General features: G+C 71.6%; 18 protein-coding genes. 6 read left to right on the forward strand and 12 right to left on the reverse strand.

Translation table 11 applies throughout. The features are described from left to right. Window positions 1-149: 149 nt before the first annotated feature. The 5 genes from SRB17_RS10030 to SRB17_RS10050 all read right to left on the reverse strand — a co-directional run bounded on the left by SRB17_RS10030 (window position 150) and on the right by SRB17_RS10050 (window position 5,448). Window positions 150-320, reverse strand: coding sequence for a hypothetical protein (locus SRB17_RS10030; RefSeq protein ID WP_153536883.1), 171 nt, complete (start codon window positions 318-320; stop codon window positions 150-152). 576 nt (window positions 321-896) lie between these two features. Continuing rightward, the gene (locus SRB17_RS10035; RefSeq protein WP_153536885.1) at window positions 897-1,964 is read right to left on the reverse strand and encodes a sugar ABC transporter substrate-binding protein; all 1,068 of its coding nucleotides are present in this window, start codon (window positions 1,962-1,964) and stop codon (window positions 897-899) included. Between the two features lie 303 nt (window positions 1,965-2,267). Further along, the gene (locus tag SRB17_RS10040; protein WP_153536887.1) at window positions 2,268-3,539 is read right to left on the reverse strand and encodes a sugar ABC transporter permease; all 1,272 of its coding nucleotides are present in this window, start codon (window positions 3,537-3,539) and stop codon (window positions 2,268-2,270) included. Between the two features lie 5 nt (window positions 3,540-3,544). After that, complete coding sequence (locus tag SRB17_RS10045) at window positions 3,545-4,324, reverse strand: ATP-binding cassette domain-containing protein (protein WP_153536889.1); 780 nt, start codon at window positions 4,322-4,324, stop codon at window positions 3,545-3,547. Between the two features lie 35 nt (window positions 4,325-4,359). Beyond that, window positions 4,360-5,448 (reverse strand): substrate-binding domain-containing protein, encoded by a 1,089-nt coding sequence (locus SRB17_RS10050; RefSeq protein ID WP_153536891.1) that lies wholly within the window; start codon window positions 5,446-5,448, stop codon window positions 4,360-4,362. A 287-nt stretch (window positions 5,449-5,735) separates the two neighbouring features. Here SRB17_RS10050 and SRB17_RS10055 point away from each other — a divergent pair, with 287 nt between their 5' ends. After that, window positions 5,736-8,276 (forward strand): SpoIIE family protein phosphatase, encoded by a 2,541-nt coding sequence (locus SRB17_RS10055; protein WP_153536893.1) that lies wholly within the window; start codon window positions 5,736-5,738, stop codon window positions 8,274-8,276. After that, on the forward strand, window positions 8,263-9,366 hold the full coding sequence (locus SRB17_RS10060; protein ID WP_153536896.1) for a substrate-binding domain-containing protein: 1,104 nt from the start codon (window positions 8,263-8,265) through the stop codon (window positions 9,364-9,366). Before SRB17_RS10055 ends, SRB17_RS10060 begins: the two co-directional genes overlap by 14 nt. 106 nt (window positions 9,367-9,472) lie before the next feature. On the opposite strand, the gene SRB17_RS10065 is transcribed toward SRB17_RS10060, so the two are convergent. Beyond that, on the reverse strand, window positions 9,473-9,643 hold the full coding sequence (locus tag SRB17_RS10065) for a hypothetical protein (RefSeq protein WP_153536898.1): 171 nt from the start codon (window positions 9,641-9,643) through the stop codon (window positions 9,473-9,475). 4 nt (window positions 9,644-9,647) lie between these two features. After that, window positions 9,648-10,613 (reverse strand): pirin family protein, encoded by a 966-nt coding sequence (locus SRB17_RS10070; RefSeq protein ID WP_153536900.1) that lies wholly within the window; start codon window positions 10,611-10,613, stop codon window positions 9,648-9,650. 128 nt (window positions 10,614-10,741) lie between these two features. Between SRB17_RS10070 and SRB17_RS10075 the strand changes: the two genes are divergently transcribed. Continuing rightward, a complete protein-coding gene (locus tag SRB17_RS10075; RefSeq protein ID WP_153536902.1) occupies window positions 10,742-13,072 on the forward strand; it encodes an MFS transporter in 2,331 nt (776 codons plus the stop codon). Window positions 13,073-13,113: 41 nt separating this feature from the next. On the opposite strand, the gene SRB17_RS10080 is transcribed toward SRB17_RS10075, so the two are convergent. Both SRB17_RS10080 and SRB17_RS10085 read right to left on the reverse strand, forming a co-directional pair. After that, window positions 13,114-13,455 carry a hypothetical protein gene (locus SRB17_RS10080; protein WP_153536904.1) on the reverse strand — a complete coding sequence of 114 codons (342 nt, stop codon included), beginning with the start codon at window positions 13,453-13,455 and terminating at the stop codon, window positions 13,114-13,116. Next, the gene (locus tag SRB17_RS10085) at window positions 13,452-14,156 is read right to left on the reverse strand and encodes an RNA polymerase sigma factor (protein WP_153536906.1); all 705 of its coding nucleotides are present in this window, start codon (window positions 14,154-14,156) and stop codon (window positions 13,452-13,454) included. Before SRB17_RS10085 ends, SRB17_RS10080 begins: the two co-directional genes overlap by 4 nt. A gap of 165 nt (window positions 14,157-14,321) precedes the next feature. Between SRB17_RS10085 and SRB17_RS10090 the strand changes: the two genes are divergently transcribed. Together SRB17_RS10090 and SRB17_RS10095 are read left to right on the forward strand one after the other, a co-directional pair. Then, the gene (locus SRB17_RS10090; protein WP_153536908.1) at window positions 14,322-14,525 is read left to right on the forward strand and encodes a hypothetical protein; all 204 of its coding nucleotides are present in this window, start codon (window positions 14,322-14,324) and stop codon (window positions 14,523-14,525) included. Between the two features lie 511 nt (window positions 14,526-15,036). After that, window positions 15,037-15,393, forward strand: coding sequence for a cupin domain-containing protein (locus tag SRB17_RS10095; RefSeq protein WP_153536910.1), 357 nt, complete (start codon window positions 15,037-15,039; stop codon window positions 15,391-15,393). A 236-nt stretch (window positions 15,394-15,629) separates the two neighbouring features. Here the strand turns inward: SRB17_RS10095 and SRB17_RS10100 are convergent, their stop codons facing one another. The 3 genes from SRB17_RS10100 to SRB17_RS10110 all read right to left on the reverse strand — a co-directional run bounded on the left by SRB17_RS10100 (window position 15,630) and on the right by SRB17_RS10110 (window position 18,919). Then, window positions 15,630-16,604, reverse strand: a complete 975-nt coding sequence (locus SRB17_RS10100; protein WP_153538156.1) for a pyridoxal-phosphate dependent enzyme — start codon at window positions 16,602-16,604, stop codon at window positions 15,630-15,632. Between the two features lie 105 nt (window positions 16,605-16,709). Then, a complete protein-coding gene (locus tag SRB17_RS10105; RefSeq protein ID WP_323375249.1) occupies window positions 16,710-18,065 on the reverse strand; it encodes a vWA domain-containing protein in 1,356 nt (451 codons plus the stop codon). Beyond that, complete coding sequence (locus SRB17_RS10110) at window positions 18,062-18,919, reverse strand: AAA family ATPase (RefSeq protein WP_153536912.1); 858 nt, start codon at window positions 18,917-18,919, stop codon at window positions 18,062-18,064. The genes SRB17_RS10105 and SRB17_RS10110 overlap by 4 nt, the downstream gene beginning before the upstream one ends. A gap of 110 nt (window positions 18,920-19,029) precedes the next feature. On the opposite strand from SRB17_RS10110, the gene SRB17_RS10115 reads away from it, so the two are divergent. Next, window positions 19,030-19,359, forward strand: a complete 330-nt coding sequence (locus tag SRB17_RS10115; protein WP_153536914.1) for a hypothetical protein — start codon at window positions 19,030-19,032, stop codon at window positions 19,357-19,359. The last annotated feature ends 67 nt before the right edge of the window (window positions 19,360-19,426 follow it).

Raw genomic sequence — 19,426 nt, forward strand, 5'->3', positions numbered from 1 at the left:
GAGGCTAGCGCCGCTGGACATGGGAGCACGAGCGCTTTTCACGCGACGAGTTCGGGCTTGTCTTCAGCGGCTTTTCGGCTCTGGCCCCCTTGTCTGGTGACCTCCGCCTGCCCAGCGGATGGTCGGCTCCTCGCGCGGCTACCGCTCGGTCACCGCGTCGGGCCGCTGAGCGTGGCGAAGAGCAGGACCTCGAAGCCGTATCCCGGCGCTGCGGTGTCGACGACGGCGCAGTGGCCGCAGACGATCCCGGCCGTGTCCGGTTCACGGACGCGTCGCCGGCACCGGGAGACGCTGAGGGAGACCTTCGGGCCGCGGGGCACTGAGGAGCTCGGGCGGGGCCGGCGGGTGCGGGGTGACCACCTCACGGTCGGGTGCGGCTCGACAGGGCGGCAGAGAGTTCCTCGGCCTCACGCCGCAGCGGAGCGGCCCAGACGGACCGCCCGGCGGAGGGTGTCCCAGCAGGCCAGAATCGTGGGATGCCGGCTGCGGCCATGGCGTACGACGGTGAAGACGTGGCGTGCCTGGCCACACCCGAACCGTTCTATCTCCTGGACTCCGCCACTGTGCACGTACCACCGCGCGAAGCGGCGAGCAGCCGGGTCGCGGCGACGATCGCACCCAGTCGAGGTCGACGCTTTGCGGCCGGTGGATGTTGTGGTCCTGGGAAGCGTCGCGGTCAACCGCCTTGTCCAGGTCTTGCCTGACCCCACCGTCCTCGGGACGGCCGCCGGCTTCCTCCAGCATCAGAACCGAATCAGCTCGTGACCCGGATTGGGTGCGACCGGGAGGACCTCACCGAGGAGCAGTTCGCCGCGATGTGGAACGCGCTGCCGGCCGAGGGAAGTTCCTCACCTGGGGCGAAGACCCGGTGGTTCACACAGCGGTCAGACGCGGTGTCAGCCGGGGCTGTTGCCCCACAGAGACGTGTCGGTGCTCTTGAGGCTGGGGACGCCACCGTACGTGCCGCCGTCGGCGGTGACGAGCGGGGCGGAGAGCTGGTCCTCCAGAAGTCCGTCGCGGACCAGCACGATGGTGCTCTTGTGGTCGGTCTTGCCGGGCTTGAACGTCTTCCCGTCGATCGCGGCCTTCAGGTAGTACAGGGCGTACTTGGCGTAAAGGTCGGCCGGCTGGGACACGGTGGCGTCGATGTTGCCGTCGGAGATGTTCTTGAGTTCCCTGGGGATGCCGTCGTTGGAGACGACGAACACGTGTTTCTTGTCCTTCGGGCCTGCCAACAGCCCCTCCTGCTTGAGCACGTGGAGCGTGCCGGACAGGGCCAGGCTGGACTGCATGTAGATACCCTTGATGTCCGGGTGGGCAGTCAGGTCGTTCTGGAGCTTCTGCGCGGCGACGGCGCCGTCCCAGTTGGTGGCCTCGCCGAACACCTTGATGCCCGGGTAGTTCTTCTTCATGCAGTCGTTGAATCCGCCGGTGCGGTCACGGCCGTTGATCGATGCGAGGTCGCCCTCGAGCATCACGACCTTGCCCCTGCCGCCCAGCTTGGCGCCCAGGTACTTGCATGCCTTCTCGCCGTAGGCGCGGTTGTCGGCGCGGACCACCATGTAGACCTTGCCGGTGTCGGGGCGGGTGTCGATGGTGACGACCGGGATCTTCGCCGCCTGCAACTGCGCCAGGATCGGCGCGATGGCGAATGTGCTCTGCGGGGCCATCGCGATGCCCTTGACGCCCTGGAGGATGAGTGTCTGCGCGTTGGCGGCGAGTTTGGCGACATCGTTCTGCGAGTTGGTGGTCTTGAGCGAGAGGCCGAGCTGCTTGGCGTACTCCGGCGTGTACTTGATGTACGCGTGCCAGAAATCGGTGTCGGAGCGCGGGTAGTCGACACCGACCAGCGGCTTGTCGCCGCTCGACGTGGCCGTGATGCCGGCGCCGCCGCCGCAGGCGCTGAGCAGCACCAGTGCGGAGAGGGCGGCAGCGGTGGAGCAGAGGACGGATCTGAGCCTCATCGGTGTTTCCTCGCGCTGGGTCCCCGCGCGCCTGCCGTCTACCCCTGGGCAGGGCCGGCTGCGAAGTCCCAGCTCAGTCGCGCCAGGGGAGGGCGGCGGGCTCACTAGGCCGACAGACACATCTCATCAACCGCGTCGAATTTTCGATCTGATCTGTGCAGGGATGGAAGGGAAACATGCCACATCCGGCCGGCACCACAGTGCCTCTTTATCTCATGTGTATGCGAAAACATTCTCATTATATCTAGTCATTTACCCTGCATACCGGTACCTCGGCAGCCTCATGGCCACCGTGTGGAAGTGTCAGGCGCGCCCGTGTGCCTGCTGCGTGTGCCGGGACAATGAGTCGATGACCACCGCGGCGAAGAGCACCCCACCCGTGATCACCAGCTGGACGGCGGTGGGCGTGTCGGTGAGGGCCATGCCCGAGGCGATCGACTGGATGACCAGTATGCCGAGCACTGCGGACCAGGTCGTACCGCGTCCTCCGAACAGGCTGGTGCCGCCGATGACGGCGGCAGCGATGGCGTTGAGCAGCAGGACGCCGGAACCGGAGTTCTGGCTCACCGACGTGATGCGCGAGGCCAGGAACAGGCCGCCGGTCGCCGCCAGGGTGCCGGAGACCGCGAGCACGGCCGTCTGTACGCCGGTCACGCTGAGGCTGGCGCGACGGGCCGCCTCGACGCTGCTCCCCAGTGCGTAGACCTGCCGTCCGTAGGGTGTGCGCCGGAGCATGATGTCGAGGCCCGCCACCACGGCGAGGAAGATCAGCAGAGCCAGCGGCAGGCCCTGGAACTGGTTCAGCAGATAGGCGGAGGCGAACGCGATCACCGCCACTGCTCCTGTGCGCACCCCGATGGTGTGCAGCGGGCGGTGTGGCATGCCGACGGCCCTGCGACGGCGCCTGTTCAGGTAGGAGGCGAGGAAGACCAGAGCTGTGGCGAGTGCCGCCACCGCGTAGGCGACGCCGGCGTTGGTGAAGTAGTAGCTGGTCAGGTGGGCGATGAGCCCGTTCTCGTCGAGGTTGACGGTGCCGCTCGTGCCGAGGATGGCGAGCATGAGGCCGTTCCACGTCAGCAGCCCCGCGAGCGTGACCACGAAGGCCGGCACCCGGGTCCTGGCGACGGAGTACCCCTGGACGGTTCCTGCCACGGTGCCCGTCAGCACGGCGGCGATCAGGGCAAGCCATTCCGGCACGCCGTTGTTGACGCTCAGCACGGCGAAGACTGCGGCGGCAAGCCCGCTGATCGAACCGACCGACAGGTCGAGTTCACCGAGCAGCAGCACGAAGACGATGCCGACCGCGATGAGGCCCGTGCCCACGATGTCCACGCTGAGGTTGGACAGGTTACGGGGCGAGAGGAAGGCGGAGTTGATGCACTGGAAGATGATCCAGACCGCGGCGAGGACGAGGGTGACGGGAAGGTGGCCCAGCTCACCGGCGCTCAGCCTGCGCCGCCGGACGGCGATCCAGCCCGTCACGGCATGGGTGACGGCCCCCCCGGCGCGCTGCTGACGGGCTTCTGCGGTGGCTGCTGCGGGATCGGCCCGCGTCTCGTCCGGCATGTCACGCATCCCTTTCACCACTCGGCCTCGCGGTGGGCCGGCCGGCGGGGCGCGTTGTCCGTGGCACCCGTGATGGAGGAGATGATCTGCTCCTGGGAGGCGGTGCTCACGTCGAAGAAGCCGTTGTTGCGGCCGAGCCGCAGCACGGCGGCCCGGTCCGCGAGGGCCTTCACATCGCCCATGTTGTGGCTGATGAGCAGGATCCCCAGGCCGTGGTCGCGGAGACGGTCGACGAGGTCGAGGACCTCGGTGGTCTGCTCGAACCCCAGCGCCGCGGTCGGTTCGTCCAGAAGAAGGACGCGCGGGTCGCCGAGAATCGAGCGGGCGATGGCGACGGTCTGCCGCTGGCCGCTGGACAGTGACACCAGGGGACCGCGCAGATCGGGGACGCTCCGGGTCAGGCGCTCCAGCAGCTGCCTGGTGCGGCGCTCCATCTCCACCTCGTCGAGGAAACCGAACCTGCGGATCTCGCGTCCGAGGAAGAGGTTGCCGACGACGTCGAGGCCTCCGCACAACGCCAGGTCCTGGTAGACGGTGGCGATGCCGAGGTCCCGGGCTTCTTGGGGACGCCGTATGTGAACGGGCCGGCCCTCCCACTCGATGCTCCCTTTGTCCGCGGGAGCGACCCCGGAGATCACCTTGACCAGGGTGGACTTGCCGGCTCCGTTGTCGCCGAGCAGGGCGAGGACCTGGCCGGCGTGGATCTCCAGCTCGATGTCCCGGAGGACCTCGACGACGCCGAAGCGCTTGCACACGCCGTGCAGGGCGAGCAAGGGGGGCGGCAAGAGGATCATCTCCTTCCCGGGCCTGGGCCGGCCGGCCCCGCCTGTCAGGTCAGCCCGGCCTTGTGGCAGTCGCCCGCGAGTGGCGGGGTGCAGATCTGTTCGAGTGTGTACACGCCGTCCTTCACCACGGTGTTCTTGATGGTGGCAAGGGTCACGGGCACCGGGGTGAGCAGCACGGCCGGAACCTCCGCGGCGCTGCGGGTTTTCACCTGCCTGGTGGTCACTCCGTCGAGGCGCTGACCACGTGCGGCGGCCACGGCCATGGCGCCGCCGGCGGCAGCCTCGGGCCCGAACGGCTTGTAGACCGTCATGTACTGATCGCCGCCGACAATGCGTCGTACGGCTGCGAGCTCGGCGTCCTGCCCGGTGACGGGGGGCAGCGGGCTGACCTTGTTGGCCTTGAGGGAGGCGATACTGCCGGCGGCGAGGCCGTCGTTGGCGGCGTAGACGCCGTTGATGCTGCCGGCGCCCAGGGCGGAGATGGCTCCGGACATGTTCACGTTAGCCGCCTCCGGGCTCCACTGGGGTGTGTCGTACTCCTTGGCGATCGTCACCTTTCCCCGGAGTTCGGACAGTGCGCCCTGCTTGAACGACAGCGCGTTGGGGTCGCCGGGGTCGCCGTTCATCATCACGATCTGGCCGCCGTGCGCCTTGGCGCCCATGGCCGTCAGCAGCGCCTTGCCCTGGAGCCTGCCGATCTCCTGTCCGTCGAAGGAGACGTAGCCCGAGATCGGGCCCTCGGCGAGGCGGTCGTAGGCGATGACCGGGATGTGCGCGGCAGCTGCTCTTCCGACCGAGGCGCCCATGGCCCTGGCATCGACGGCCGCCAGAACGATGGCATTGACCCCGTTGGCGATCGACGAGTCCATCTGTTCCTGCTGGATGGCCACGTCACCCTTGGCGTTGGCGTGCTCGATCGTGCAGTCGCCGCACAGCTGCCGGATCTTCTGTTCCAGCAGGGGTCTGTCCCGCGTCTCCCAGCGGGCGGTGGTGGAGTCCGGCAGCAGCACGCCGATCTTCCGCGCGCGCCCTGAGCCGGAGGTGTTCCCGGCGCCCGATCCGCAGGCGGTGAGGGACATGGCCGTCGAGACCGCGGCCAGGGCAAGGGCGGTGTCCCGAACGCGGGCCTTCATGCGCGAGGCCTCCCTCCTCCCTGGAGCCAGGCGGCTGCAACCGCGGTGCAGCGGCGTGGCCCACCGGGGCGAGGCGGGGTCTCGGCCCGTACCCGCCCGGACCGGGCGAAAGTGGCTGAACGACCACGTCGTCAGTGTGACACCGGCCATGGTGAACTGCGAACCAGGCGCCGCGTAGCCGACGCGACGTCAATCTGTTCGGTTTGTCCGTCTATGCGATTCTGGTAGGGGGAGTGACCGGCGGTAGCCGGTCGCCACCCCGGCACGGACGGGAGGTAGATGGGGACATGCCTCACGACGGCAGTGCCCGGGCCGGACTCTCGCAGCCGGGGACAGCCGAGGCCGGCGTCGCGGACACCGGCTCACCACCGGAGCCGGAGACCCCCACGAGCGTCCGCGCCCTGACGTTCGCCGGAGCGGCGCTGGCAGTGCTCTATGTGGCCGGCGCAGGTTCTGACGACCTTCGATCGGTGGACACGGCCGGATACGCCCCCGCCGAGTACGGGCTGCCGGAGCGCCTGGCCCTGTCCGGCGGCTCGCCTGCGGCCCGCGCCTTCCGCGCCCCCCACCCCGTGTGGCTGACCCCCGCGGCACTCGCCTCCTACCCCGAGGGATGTCCGGCGCCGCCGCGAGCCCGGACATCGCTCGGTGCGTTGCCTCTCGGCGCCGAGGGCGGACGGCTCGGCTGCCTCGTCGTCGTGGGCGCCGGTGAGAACGGCTTCGAAGGCGAGCAGCAGCGTTTCCTGGAGCGCTACGCCGACGCGGTCGCCGACGTGCTGGAGGCCGGGGCCGGGGGAGGGCCGCCGTCGGCACCCTTGAGTTCCGCACTGCGCCGAATGCGCGTCGGCTCCTTCGTCCTGGTACCGGAAACCGGCGCGATGGACGCGGACGAGACGCTGCGCGAACTGGTCGGCATCAAGCCGGACGACTTCGACGGCAGGGCGGACTCCCTGCTCGCCCACGCACTGCCGGAAGACTTGCCCGCTCTGATGTCGGTGCTGGAGCCGTCCACCCGGACGTTCGGCCGACGGGAACTGGACTTCCGCGTCCGCTGCCCCACCGGTGAGATGCGCTGGCTGAGCCTGAGGTGCCGCGTGGCGGCGGGTGCCGACGACCGGCCGGAGCAGGTGCTGGGTGTGGTGACGGCGACCTCGGTCCTGCACCGGGGCGCCGGCGGCGTCTCCCGGATCCAGTGGTTGACCGCCGCACTCGACAAGGCCACCACCGTGCGCGACGTCAGCCACGTGGTGGTCGCCGCCCTGCGCGAGCCCCTGGGCGCCGACCGGGTGGCGTTCGCCGAGCTGCAGCACGAACGGCTCCAGGTCACCCTGCTCGACCCGCCGCAGCCCGCTGCCTGGCCGCGGACATGGCGTCTTCAGTGGCGTTCGGAGTGGCCGGACGCACCCCTCAGTGCCCTGCCCACTCTGCGGACGGCTCTGCGAGACGGACGTATGGACCTGTGGCCGACGGGCACCGCCGTCGAACCGGGACTCGACGGCATCGGCCCAGGAGGCCTTGCCGTCCTGCCGCTGCCCGCCAGGGGCCGGGTCGCCGGCGTGTGCCTGATCGGCTGGGACCGGCCGCACGAGTTCGTCCCCGAGGAACGTTCGCTGCTGACCGCCACCGCCTCACTGGCCGGCCAGGCCCTCACCCGCGCCCACGCCTATGACGCCGAACAGGAACTCGCGACGATGCTGCAGCGCAGCCTGCTGCCGCGACGTCTGCCCGGGCTTCCCGGCGGGATCGTCGTCGCCCGCTATCTGCCCGCCCGGCGGGGACTGCAGGTGGGCGGCGACTGGTACGACGTGATCGCTCTCTCCGAGGACCGGGTGGCGCTGGTCATCGGCGACGTGCAGGGCCACAGCGCCGCAGCCGCGACGATCATGGGCCAGATGCGCACCGCGGTCAGGGCGTACGCGGTGGAGGGCCATCCGCCCGACGTGGTCGTCTCGCACGCCAACCGCCTCCTCGTCGGTATGGAGACGGATCTCTTCGCCACCTGCTGCTACGCCGAACTGAACATGGACGAGGGCGACGTCCTGTTCGTCCGGGCCGGGCACATCGCACCGCTGCTGCGCCATCCCGACGGCAGCACCGAGGAGGTCGAGGCCGAGGGCGGCCTTCCGCTCGGAATTTCCATGGAGGCGGACTTCCCGATGACCGCCGTGGCACTGACGCCCGGAACGATGCTCGCCCTGGTCACCGACGGGCTGATCGAGGCCGCCGACCTGTCCCTGGACGAGGGCATGCGCCGCACGCGCGCCACCCTCGCCGCGGCCGACCCCTCGGATCCTGGACGGGTGGCCGACCACCTGCTGGGCGACTTGGGTCGTCGCGAGGACGACGTGGCGCTGTTGCTGCTGCGCTACGACGGCATGAAGACCCGGCCGATCCGGTCGGGCTGGGTGGTGTGGCGGCTGCCCGACGCCGTCATGCACGCCCGCCGGTTCACCGCGCGCACCCTGCGCCGCTGGAAGGTCGAAGAAGCCACCGACCCCGTGCTGCTGGTGGTGTCCGAACTCGTCACCAACGCCCTGGTGCACACCCAGGGCCCGGTCCGTCTCGACCTGATGCTCCGAGGGGACCGGGTGCGCGTCTGCGTGAGCGACTCCTCTCCGCGGGCGCCCGCCAAGCCCGTGATCGTGGACTGGGAGTCGACCGGCGGCCGGGGTCTGCTCCTGGTCGAGGCGATGTCGGAGTCCTTCGGCACGGTGCCGGTGGCCGGCGGCAAGCAGGTGTGCAGCGAGATAGCGGTACCGCGTCGTGAACCGGCTTCGGTGGGCGCGGAACCGGGCGCAGGGACGGGGACCGACCATGACGTGTCGTAGTCGATGCGTGGCAATCCGTACGCGGTATGTCGTCGGCGCACTTGTCGCGGGCTTGCTGACCATGCCCTCGGCAGCCTGCACAGGAGACGGAACAGCCACCACGGACAGCTTCACCGTCGGCCTGCTGCTGCCGAGCCGGCTGGTGCCACGCTGGGAGAACTCCGACAAGCCGCTGATCGAGCGACGGGTGAAACAGCTCTGCCCGCACTGCAGCGTCACCTATGCCAACGCCGACGACGACTCGATGGCCCAGCGGCAGCAGATGGTCGCCATGATCACCAAGGGGGTCAGGGTCCTCATCCTCGGCGCCACCGACAACAGGGCTCAGCGCTCCTCCGTCCAGCAGGCGCGCAATGCGGGCGTCCCGGTCGTCGCCTACGACAGGCTCGCCGACGGTCCGATCTCGGGCTACGTCAGCTTCGACGGCGTACAGGTCGGCACGCTGCAGGGCCAGGCCCTCCTCAAGGCCATGCACGGCCCGGCCAAGGGCGGGACCATCGTCATGATGAACGGCGACCCGACCAGCCCCAACGCGGCGTCGTACAAGAGGGGTGCACTGTCCGTCCTGCGGGGCAAGGTGAGGATCGGCCGTTCCTACGACACCCCGGGCTGGAGCACGAACAACGCGAACGCCGACATGTCCGCCGCCATCTCGGCCCTGGGCCCGGGCCGGATCGACGGCGTCCTGGCCGCCAACGACGCCATGGCCGCAGGCGTCATCTCCGCACTCAAGAGCGCCCACGTCAGGCGCCTTCCACCGGTCACCGGCCAGGACGCCGACCTCGACGCGGTACAGCGCATCATCAACGGCGAGCAGTCCATGACGGTGTACAAGTCCTTCCGCGCGGAAGCGGAAGCAGCCGCTGCCATGGCTGTCGCCCTGGGCCGCGGCGAGAAGCTGCACACCATCGCCACGACGACGACCGACAGCCCCACCACCCACCACATCCCGTCCGTGCTCCTCACCCCGGTCGCCGTGACAACCGCCAACATCAAGCAGACCCTCATCAAGGACGGTGTGTACACCATCGCCCAGATCTGCACGCCGCAGCTGCGGGCCGCTTGTGCGAAGGCAGGGCTGACTCCGTAGACGGGCGGGGGCCGCTGTGAGGGGGCCTTGGCCGGCCATTCGCGACAGCGGTCGTCTTCTCCCGTTGTTTCACCCTGTGACGCGGACTTGATCCCGCGATGTCGGGTCACGCCAGGAGCTGGTGGCCCACCGCGGTCCTCGCTTCAACGATCAGCGCGTCATCGGCGTCCTCGTGGCTCTCTCCCGGATGAGCTGCTTCAACCTGACCACGGTCAACCAGAGTGCCCAGGAGCAGTCCTGGCGCGCGGTGACCGCCGCCGTCGAACGCGTCGAACACCAGCTCAGCGCACCCGACCCCGCGCCTTCAGCGGCACCGGCGGCAGCTCCGGGGCAGGCAGCGGATCCCCGTCGTACCCCTTCACTTCCCCGAATCTCGACCCGCTCATCCAGTCCTCACGGGCCCGTTCGATATCGCCCTGCGTGCGTCCGACGAAGTTCCACCACATGATCAGTTCCTCCGCGAACGGCTCGCCGCCCAGCAGCATGAGTGAGGCGTCCGACTCGGCGCGCAGCGGGAGTTCGGGGCGGCCGCAGCCGAGGTAGAGCAGGGAACCGGGGAGCACCGGTACGCCGTCCACGTGGACCTCGCCGGACATGGCCAGGACGCCGTACTCGAAGTCGGGCTCCAGGGGCAGGCGTACGTCGGCGCCCCGGGCGAGGGTGAGGTCGGCGCCGGTGATCGGGGTGTACGTCGTACCGGGCGAGACGGTGCCGTCGAGGGTGCCGAGGATCACCGTGGCGGTCAGGCCGGGCGCGGCGACCGTGGGCAGGTCCGGGTGGTACTCGAACTCCGGGTCGGTGTCGCGGTGTTCGTCGGGGAGCGCGACCCACAGCTGGGCGCCGTGCAGGAAACGGGCGGGCGGGCGGGGGCTCTCCTCGGAGTGGCTGATTCCGCGGCCCGAAGTCATCAGGCCCAGCTGCCGGGGCCGGATCGTCTGCAGGCTGCCGGTCGAGTCGCGGTGCAGCACCTCGCCCTCGTGCAGCCAGCTGACCGTCTGCAGCCCGATGTGCGGATGGGGCGGGACCTGCATGCCGGGCTCGTCGGCGATGTCGTCCGGCCCGTAGTGGTCGACGAAGGCCCACGCGCCGATCATGCGACGGCCGAGGTTCGGCAGCAGCCGGCGCACCTCGGTCGACTCGCCCAGCTTCACGTGACGGGGGCTCAGCAGTTCGCGGACGGGCTCGGCCACGACGAATCCGCGGCCGCCGCAGACACTGGGCACCGGCACACGGTCAAGGTTGCTCATGCCGCCCAACTTAGCGGTGCGGGCCGCGTACCGGTGAGCGCGGAAACCCGCATTTTCCTTGGTTAAGTCAATCAACTGACTTACATTCGAGGGTACGCCGACCCAGTCGTCCCCTTGGAGGCCCGACCATGTCCCCAGCGCATCCCCGGTCCGATCAGGCGGGAGAGTCCGCCGTACCGCGCACGAACGTCGTCGTCGCGGTGCTGGCCCTCGGCGGGATCGTGGTCTCGCTGATGCAGACCCTGGTCATCCCGATCGTGCCCGAACTGCCCCACCTGCTGGACGCGTCCGCCTCCGACGCGGCCTGGGCGGTCACCGCGACCCTCCTCGCGGCTGCCGTCGCCACGCCCGTGATGGGCCGGCTCGGTGACATGTACGGCAAGCGACTGATGCTGCTGACCAGCCTGCTGATGCTGGTCGCGGGCTCGGTGACGGCGGCGCTCAGCGACGGCCTCGCACCGATGATCGCCGGCCGGGCGCTGCAGGGACTGGCCTCCGGCGTCATCCCGCTCGGCATCAGCATCATGCGCGACGAACTGCCCGCCGAACGCCTCGCTTCCGCCACCGCCCTGATGAGCGCCTCCCTCGGCATCGGCGGCGCGCTCGGTCTGCCGGCCGCCGCGCTGATCGCCGACCACTTCGACTGGCACATGCTGTTCTGGACCTCGGCCGCGCTCGGCGCCGTCACCGGCCTGCTCGTGCTGCTGCTCGTCCCCGAGTCGAAGGTGCGCACCGGCGGGCGCTTCGACCTGCCCGGTGCCCTCGGCATGGCGGCCGGACTGGTCTGCCTGCTGCTCGCCATCTCCAAGGGAGCGGACTGGGGTTGGGGCAGCCGTACGACCCTCGGACTGTTCGCGGCATCCGTCGTCGTGCTGCTCGCCTGGGGCCTGTTCGAACTCCGCGCCGCCGAGCCCCTGGTGGACCTGCGCACGACCGCCCGCCGCCAGGTGCTGGTCACCAACCTCGCCTCGGTCGCCTTCGGCTTCTCGATGTTCGCGATGTCCCTCGTCCTGCCGCAGCTCCTGCAGTTGCCCAAGGCGACCGGCTACGGCCTCGGCAAGTCGCTGCTCGACGCCGGTCTGGTCATGGCGCCGACCGGTCTGGTGATGATGGCCATGGCTCCGGTGTCCGCGCTGATCTCCCGGACGTGGGGACCGAAGGTCACCCTGATGTGCGGCGCGGTGATCGTCGCCGCCGGGTACGGCCTCGACATCGTGCTGATGCACGCCGTCTGGGAACTCCTGGTGGCCTCCTGCGTCATCGGGGCCGGCATCGGCTTCGCCTACGGCGCTATGCCCGCGCTGATCATGGGCGCCGTGGACCCGTCCGAGACGGCCGCCGCCAACAGCCTCAACACCCTCATGCGGTCCATCGGCACGTCCACCGCCAGCGCCGTCGCCGGTGTGATCCTCGCCCGGATGACCACGACCCTCGGCAGCACACCGCTGCCCTCCGAGAACGGCTTCAAGGTGGTCATGGCCGTCGGCTCCGGCGCGGCCGTGCTCGCCCTGTTCGTCGCTGCGTTCATCCCGCCTCGGGCGGCGGCTGGGGTCCGGGCGGCGGCGCCGGGCACGGACACTCCGGTGGCGGGGGCGCCGGTCGAGGCGGCGGAGGCGGTCGAGGCGCCGACGGGGGTTGGAGGGGAGCAGGGTGTCGTCGGTGCGGCGCCGTTCCGGACGGCCGACACACTGGGCTCGCGCGGGACCCGGGTGCAAGGGCATGTACGCGGGGCCGACGGCACCGGTGTCGGCCGCGCCGCGGTCACCCTCGTCTCGCTCGGTGGACGGCAACTCGGCCGGACCGTCGCCCGGGACGACGGTCGCTACGCCGTCGACGCACCGGGGGAGGGGACGTACGTCCTCGTCGCCTCCGCCGACGGCCGCCGCCCGCAGGCCGCCACCGTCGTCGTCGGCGCGCATCCGGTCTCGTACGACCTGCTGCTCGGCGGCACCGGCGGGCTGGCCGGCGTGGTGCGGGCCGCGGACGGCGGGGCGCCGGTCGTCGGCGCCGTGGTGGTCGTCACCGATGTGCGCGGGGAGGTACTGGCGACGGTACGGACCGACGGACTGGGCGAGTTCACCCTCACCGGTCTCGTACCAGGCACGGTCACCCTCGCCGTCAGCTCCCCCAAGCACCGGCCACTCGCCCTGCCCGTGGAGATCGACGGCACCGGCGTCACCCGCGTCGAGGCCGCACTGCGGCCGGGCGCCCACGTGCGCGGCACCGTGCGCGGGGCGGGCGGACCGCTCGGCGACGCCCGGGTGACCCTGCTGGACGCCGCGGGCAACGTCGTCGCGACGACCACCACCGGCGACGACGGGGCGTACGCCTTCTCCGACCTGGACGGCGGCCCGTACACACTCATCGCGGCCGGCTGTCCGCCCCGGGCCGCCGGGGTGACCGTCGCCGGCGCGGGCGTGGAGAACCACGACATCGAACTCGCGCATCCCAGGGCGTAGTTCGCGGGAGCACCGGATCCGTCTGTCGTACGACGCCCGACTCACGGGTGTGGCGCGCTCGGTGACGGTTCGGCCGTGGACGGGCGGACCGGGCTCGGAACCGGGGTCGGTGTGCCGGTCGTCGGATGCGGAGGGCGGGCCGGCTCGGTCGGGCGGGAGTGACCGGCGCGCACCGTGAAGAACACCAGCGCGGCCACGGCGGCCAGCGCCAGCGCGCCCACCACCGTCCGGCGCAGCAGCACCCTGCGGGGCCGGACCATCGCCCTCGGCGGGCGCAGCGGACGCAGGTCGGCGGGGCGGACGGAATGGGCCCGCGCGGCCAGCGCGGCCCGCAGCCGCTCCTCGACCGGTGCCTGCGCGGTGCCGGTGCCGGACTCGTTCATCGCAGCCCCTCCAGACGTCGGCCGAGTGCGTCCAGGGCCCGGCTGGCCGTGGACTTGACCGCACCCCGCGACAGACCGAGCGGCGCCGCGATCTCGGCCTCGCTCAGATGCGACCAGTAGCGCAGCACCAGCACCTCCCGCTGCCGCCGGGTCAGCGTGCGCAGGGCCGCCAGCACCTCACGGTGGTCCTCGTGCAGCAGCACGTCCTCCTCCGGAGCGGGCGCGTGCTGCTCGGGGGCGGGGGTGTGTGCCCGTACGGTCCTGCGCCGGCGCAGGACCGAGCGGGCCGCGTTGACGACGCTGGTCCTCAGATAGGCCTCCGGGTCGTCGAGCGAGGCGAGCCGGTGACCGTGCCGGCGGAAGAGCGCGGTGAAGGCGTCCTGGACGACGTCCTCGGCGGTGGGCAGATCGTCCACCAGCAGCACCGCGAGCCGGACCAGGGCGAGCCTGCGGTGGTGGTACAACTCCACGATCCCAGGCTGCTCTTCGGGACCGGCCAGGGGGATCGCCCGGACCGCGCCGGTGCCGGTGACGCCCGTAGCGGGAGCCGCATCGGTGAGCGCGTCCGTACGGGCGCGGGCGCGAACGAGGGCGCGGGTGCGCAGTGCCTGCGTGAACCGCCACCAGGGCGTGGGGTGTCGAGCGGCGCCGTGCGCCCGGTCCCAGGGCAGGGCCGCCTCGGGTGGTGTGCCTGTCGTCATGGGTCTCCTGGGGCCGGAAGCGGGGTGCGGCCCGCTTCCGACCCCTGCCTGGGTGCTGCCGCTCAGCGGTGCTGCGGTACGGGGAGTGGAGTTGCGTGCCTGGGATACGACGGTACGGGGCTCGGGGTGGCGTGTGCCGGCGCCGGGACCGGGCTCGGAGCGGCCGTGCGGACCGGTGACGGTACGGGCTTCGCAGTGGCCGTCTGCACCGGTGACGGCACGGGGGACGGGGTCGCGGTGTGGATCGGCGAGGGTACGGGGGACGGGGTCGCGGTGTGGATCGGCGAGGGTACGGGGGACGGGGTCGCGGTGTGGATCGGCGAGGGTACGGGGGACGGGGTCGCGTGGCTGCCGTCCTGGGCCGCCTGAGCGGTCATGGTGCCGGCGACGGCCAGGGCCGCGCCTACGGCGGAGACCCCCAGGGCGGCACGCAGCCTGCGGGCGCGGCCGGGGCGAAATACACGGTGTGCGGACATCGGTTCCTTCGGTCGTTCGGGGTCGGACATCTGGTCGAAGTGGAGGCCTCCATCCCGACAGACGTCCGACCCCGGCCGAGGTTGCAGGTGATGCTTGACCAATTTTCCGCGCGCCGCCGTTGCTCCCCGGGGGAATGGAGGTCCCGCGTCGGCCGCCTCCTTATCGGCGTACGCCGGTAAGAACTCCCGGGCGGCCGCCAGGTCCGTGACCACATCCGGGCCCCACCAGCATCAGCTGGACTCCGACATCGTTGTCCGCCCCGTCGAATGGCGGTGCCGAGGCGCGGGGCCGACCATGGAGCCATGGGTACGGCCGCCGCCGCAGCGCCGGGGGTGTCCGAGGCCGCCGGGGGACGGTGGGCCGGCCCCGGCCGCGGTCCGCGGCCGGAAGGGAGGACACCGTCATGCTGGAAGTGAAGACGGTCGAGAAGCCGGACGAACGGCGCGACTTCCCCCGCGGCCACCTCGAAGCCCTTCACCTGACCGGACTGGACTTCGCCGTGGCCACCTTCGAACCCGGTTGGCGCTGGTCGGAGTCCGTGGGACCGATCGCGGGCACCGAGAGCTGCATGGTCCACCACAACGGCTATGTGGTGCAGGGTCGCATGCACCTCCGCATGGACGACGGCGGCGAGAGCGAGGTCGGCCCCGGAGACGTGTTCGTGTGCGGGCCCGGCCATGACGCCTGGGTGGTGGGCGACGAGCAGGCCGTGGTCTTCGACTTCGCCGGGACCATGGCCAAGGAGTACGCGAAGGGCTGACGGGCGGGCACGGCGGTCCGCCCGGCCGCAGAAGACCGGGTCGCACACCGTGCGGCCCGGTCGGCGTGCCGGCGGCCGGATCCGCACCCGGCCGGCTCAGCCGTCGAGACGCGGTTGTCGGCCTCCGGTCGTCTCTCGTTGGGGCGCGCTTGCCGGCCCCGCCGATCGTCTCTCGTCGATGTTCCGGCATCGGCCCCCACCGCCGTTTCGCATCGAAGGCGGTCACCGCCCCGCCCTCACCCGTCGAAGTCCACCGCCCCCTCCTCCGCGAACGCGACCGCATCCGGGTGCCCGAAGAAGCCCGGCAGGCCGCCGGTGTGTACGAACACCGTCTTCTCGCCCGGCCGGACGTCGCCGTCGCGGACGGCTGCCCGGAGTCCGGCCAGGGCCCGGCCCGTGTAGATGGGGTCGAGGACCAGGCCCTCGGTGCGGGCGGCGAGCCGGAGCGCCTCGGTCACCGGGCCGGTCAGGGTCGCGTACCCGGCGCCCACCTGGTCCCGGCGCACCCGCAGCCCCTGCGCCGTGACCTTCTGCGTCGCCAGCGGTGTTGCGAACTCCACGACCGCCGCGGCCGGGTCGGCCAGCGCGCCCACGTCCACGCCGAGCACCGAGCCGGCGCCGAGGGCCGCGACCAGGCCCGCCATGGTGCCGCCCGAGCCGAGCGCGACCACCGCCGTCCGCAGCCGAGGCACCTGCCCGTCCAGTTCCTCGCCGCAGCGCACGTAGCCCCGGGCGCCCAGCACGCTGGACCCGCCGAAGGGGATCAGCGCCGGCCGGGCACCGCTCGCCCGCAGCCGTGCGCAGACGTCGGCCGCCGCCGCGTCCAGCCCCGCCTGGTCCACCTCGCCCGCCCAGGCGACGCGAGCCCCGAACAGGCCGTCCAGCGCGAGGTTGCCGGAGCTGGAGGCGCCCGGTGTGCCGCGCAGGACCAGGACGGCGGACAGGCCCAGCCGGGCGGCCGCTGCGGCGGTCAGCCGGGCGTGGTTGCTCTGCGGGGCACCTGTGGTCACGAGCGTGTCCGCGCCCTCGGCGAGGGCCGCGCCCACCGTCCACTCCAGTTTGCGGATCTTGTTGCCGCCGCCGCCCGGACCGGTCAGATCGTCCCGCTTGATCCACAGGTCCTCGGGCCCGAGCCCGAGCGCAGCGGCCAGCCGGGGCGCCGGTTCGACGGGGGTGGGAAAGGTGCCGAGCGGTACGGGAGAGTGGCTCATGGCGTACGTGCGTCCTTCGGTGCGGAGCAGGTGCTGATCGGTGCCGATGAGGTGCTCATCGGGGGTCATCGGCGGGTACCGATCCTGGTCGTGCGGACCAGTCGATCACACCGGCAGCAGCCGGGCGATGAGCGCGCTGAGCTGACGGGCCGTACGGCACTCGTGCATCTCGACCAGCTCGGCGTACGCGGGCGCTGCCGAGTCGCCGGTGCCCCACCGGTCCCGTGGCTCGGGGTTCAGCCAGTACACGCGCCGTGCCCGGCCGACGACCTCGCGTACGGCGGCCAGGTTCGGGTCGCTCATGTTCGTCCGGGCGTCCCCGAGGACGAACACGGTCGTGCGCGGGCCCACCGCGTCGCCGTACCGCGCGGCGAACTCGCCGAGTGCCACGCCGTAGTCGCTGCTGCCGTGCCAGCCCGTGAGCGCGGCCTCGGCGTGGATGCGGGCGCCGAGTCCGTCGGGGTCGGCGCGGCCGTGGTCGAGCAGGCCGGTCACCTCGTCGAGCCGGTTGACGAAGGCGAACACCCGGACCTTGCTGAACTGGTCGTGCAGTGCCTGCACCAGCAGCATCGTGAAGTCGGAGAAGCCGGACACCGAGCCGGAGACGTCGCACAGCAGCACCAGTTCGGGACGCACGGGGCGGCGCCGGCGCAGCACCGGCCGCATCGGCACCCCGCCCGTGGACAACGAGGAGCGCAGGGTGCGGCGCAGGTCGACGGTGCCGCGCGCGGCCCGGCGCCGGCGCGCCGCGAGCCGGGTGGCCAGCTTGCGCGCCAGCGGCTGAACCGCCCTGCGCAGCTCGGCCAGTTGGTTCCGGTTGGCGTACAGGAAGTCCACCCGGTCCGCGGTCGGTACGACGCCGCGCCGGGCGATCTCGTCCCGCCCGCGCCGCTCGGCGACCCTGCGCCGCGCCTCCGCCCCGACCATCCGCCGGAACTCCTCGATCCGGCGGCGGATCTCGTCGTCCAGCAGCCGGTCCGCGAAGCCGGCCGCGCTGCCGTCCCGGCCCCGGACGTCCGCCCGCACCCGCGTCAACAGCGTCTGGGGGCGCAGCCGGTCCAGGGTCTGGTACGCCGACCAGCCGTCCGAGCCGGGTGAACTGCCGTAGCCGCCGAGGGCGTCGACCGCGTCCACCGCCAACCGGGCCATCAGGGCACGGTCGTCCGCCGCCAGGGCCTCGGCCAGTTGGCCGCGCAGCGCCTCGCGGTCGGCGGGCCCGCCGTCGTCCGGGGCGCCGACCCCGCGCGGGAAGTACAGGTCGAAGACCGGGTCGAACACCGACCGCTGACCGGGGCCGTGCAGCAGCGTTGCGGCCAGCCCCTCGCGCAGCAACTCCCGGTCGGCGAGGCCGAGTGCCTCCACCGCGCGGGCGGCGTCCACGGTCTCGCCGGTGCCGATTCGTACCCCGTGGGCGCGCAGCGCCCCGACCAGCCCGGTGATCCGCTCGGCGACCGCGGTCACAGCGCGTCCAGGTCGAGCTTCGCCGCCGCCTTCTGGATGTCGTCCTGATGCTTGAGGATCACCCCGAGGCTGTCCCGTACGACCGTCTCGTCCAGAGTGTCGGCGCCCAGCGCCAGCAGGGTGCGCGCCCAGTCGATGGTCTCCGCGACGGACGGCGCCTTGCGCAGGTCCATCGCGCGCAGCGCCCCGACCACCCGGACCACCGACTCGGCCAGCGCGACGGTCAGGCCCGGCACCTTCAGCCGTACGATCCGCCGCTCCAGCTCCTCCTCGGGGAAGCCGATGTGCAGGAACAGGCAGCGGCGGCGCAGTGCCTCGGACAGCTCCCGGCCGGCGTTCGAGGTGAGGACGACGAACGGGCGCCGGGTCGCGGTGACCGTGCCCAGCTCCGGCACGGTGATCTGGAAGTCGCTGAGCACCTCCAGCAGCAGCCCCTCCATCTCGACGTCGGCCTTGTCGGTCTCGTCGATGAGGAGCACGGTGGGCTCGTCGCCGCGGATGGCGGTCAGCAGGGGGCGGGGGAGCAGGAACTCCTCGCTGAAGATGTCGGTGCGGGTCTCGTCCCAGTTCTCGTCGCGGCCCGCGCTGATCCGCAGCAGCTGTTTGGCGTGGTTCCACTCGTACAGTGCGCGGGACTCGTCCACGCCCTCGTAGCACTGGAGCCGGACCAGCCGGGCTCCGGCCACCTGGGCGACGGCCTTGGCCAGCTCGGTCTTGCCGACCCCGGCGGGGCCCTCCACCAGCAGCGGCTTGCCGAGCCGGTCGGCGAGGAACACGGTCGTGGCGACGGCGGGCGAGGCGAGGTAGCCGGTCTCGGCGAGGCGGGCGGAGACGTCGTCGACGGACGTGAACAACGGGGCCTCCGGCGGGTCGGGAGCGGTGTCCGGACTCCTATCTAAGCGCTTGTTCAGCAACTCTGTCCAGTGATATACACCGATCGGTTTCCATTCGTCCGTGCCGCCGGTTGACCTCACTGCATGGCCTCCACGAGGCCCGGCTCACGCACCCCGATCCGGAGTCCGCGACCCCACGTGAGCCCATCCTGTACGTCTTCGAACGTCTGGAGCGGGTCTCCGCCGACGCCGAGTGCCACGGCTGTCCCTATCCGGCCGCGCTCGTGGAGCTGAAGAACCCCGAACACCCGGCGACCGGGGTCGCCCGAGCCGTCGAGCAACGGCTGGCCGACACGTTCCGCGCGGCGGCGGAGCGAGGCGGCGCCCGGGTGGAACGCCTGGACGATGGCCTTGCCACGGCGACGGTGACGGCACTGTCGGATGCGGCGGGGATGGACTGAGCAGTGCCGTCGCTCGGCTGCGGGTCGGTTGTGGCTGGTCGCGCAGTTCCCCGCGCTCCTTCGGGGG

Origin of the sequence: Streptomyces sp. RB17, assembly GCF_009604455.1 — a bacterium.
Taxonomy (GTDB): domain Bacteria; phylum Actinomycetota; class Actinomycetes; order Streptomycetales; family Streptomycetaceae; genus Streptomyces.

Coding starts and splice junctions, on each gene's coding strand:
- SRB17_RS10035 (WP_153536885.1), bottom strand. CDS start 1,964: ATGAGGCTCAGATCCGTCCTCTGCTCCACCGCTGCCGCCCTCTCCGCA.
- SRB17_RS10040 (WP_153536887.1), bottom strand. CDS start 3,539: ATGCGTGACATGCCGGACGAGACGCGGGCCGATCCCGCAGCAGCCACC.
- SRB17_RS10045 (WP_153536889.1), bottom strand. CDS start 4,324: ATGATCCTCTTGCCGCCCCCCTTGCTCGCCCTGCACGGCGTGTGCAAG.
- SRB17_RS10050 (WP_153536891.1), bottom strand. CDS start 5,448: ATGAAGGCCCGCGTTCGGGACACCGCCCTTGCCCTGGCCGCGGTCTCG.
- SRB17_RS10055 (WP_153536893.1), top strand. CDS start 5,736: ATGCCTCACGACGGCAGTGCCCGGGCCGGACTCTCGCAGCCGGGGACA.
- SRB17_RS10060 (WP_153536896.1), top strand. CDS start 8,263: ATGACGTGTCGTAGTCGATGCGTGGCAATCCGTACGCGGTATGTCGTC.
- SRB17_RS10070 (WP_153536900.1), bottom strand. CDS start 10,613: ATGAGCAACCTTGACCGTGTGCCGGTGCCCAGTGTCTGCGGCGGCCGC.
- SRB17_RS10075 (WP_153536902.1), top strand. CDS start 10,742: ATGTCCCCAGCGCATCCCCGGTCCGATCAGGCGGGAGAGTCCGCCGTA.
- SRB17_RS10080 (WP_153536904.1), bottom strand. CDS start 13,455: ATGAACGAGTCCGGCACCGGCACCGCGCAGGCACCGGTCGAGGAGCGG.
- SRB17_RS10085 (WP_153536906.1), bottom strand. CDS start 14,156: ATGACGACAGGCACACCACCCGAGGCGGCCCTGCCCTGGGACCGGGCG.
- SRB17_RS10095 (WP_153536910.1), top strand. CDS start 15,037: ATGCTGGAAGTGAAGACGGTCGAGAAGCCGGACGAACGGCGCGACTTC.
- SRB17_RS10100 (WP_153538156.1), bottom strand. CDS start 16,604: ATGAGCCACTCTCCCGTACCGCTCGGCACCTTTCCCACCCCCGTCGAA.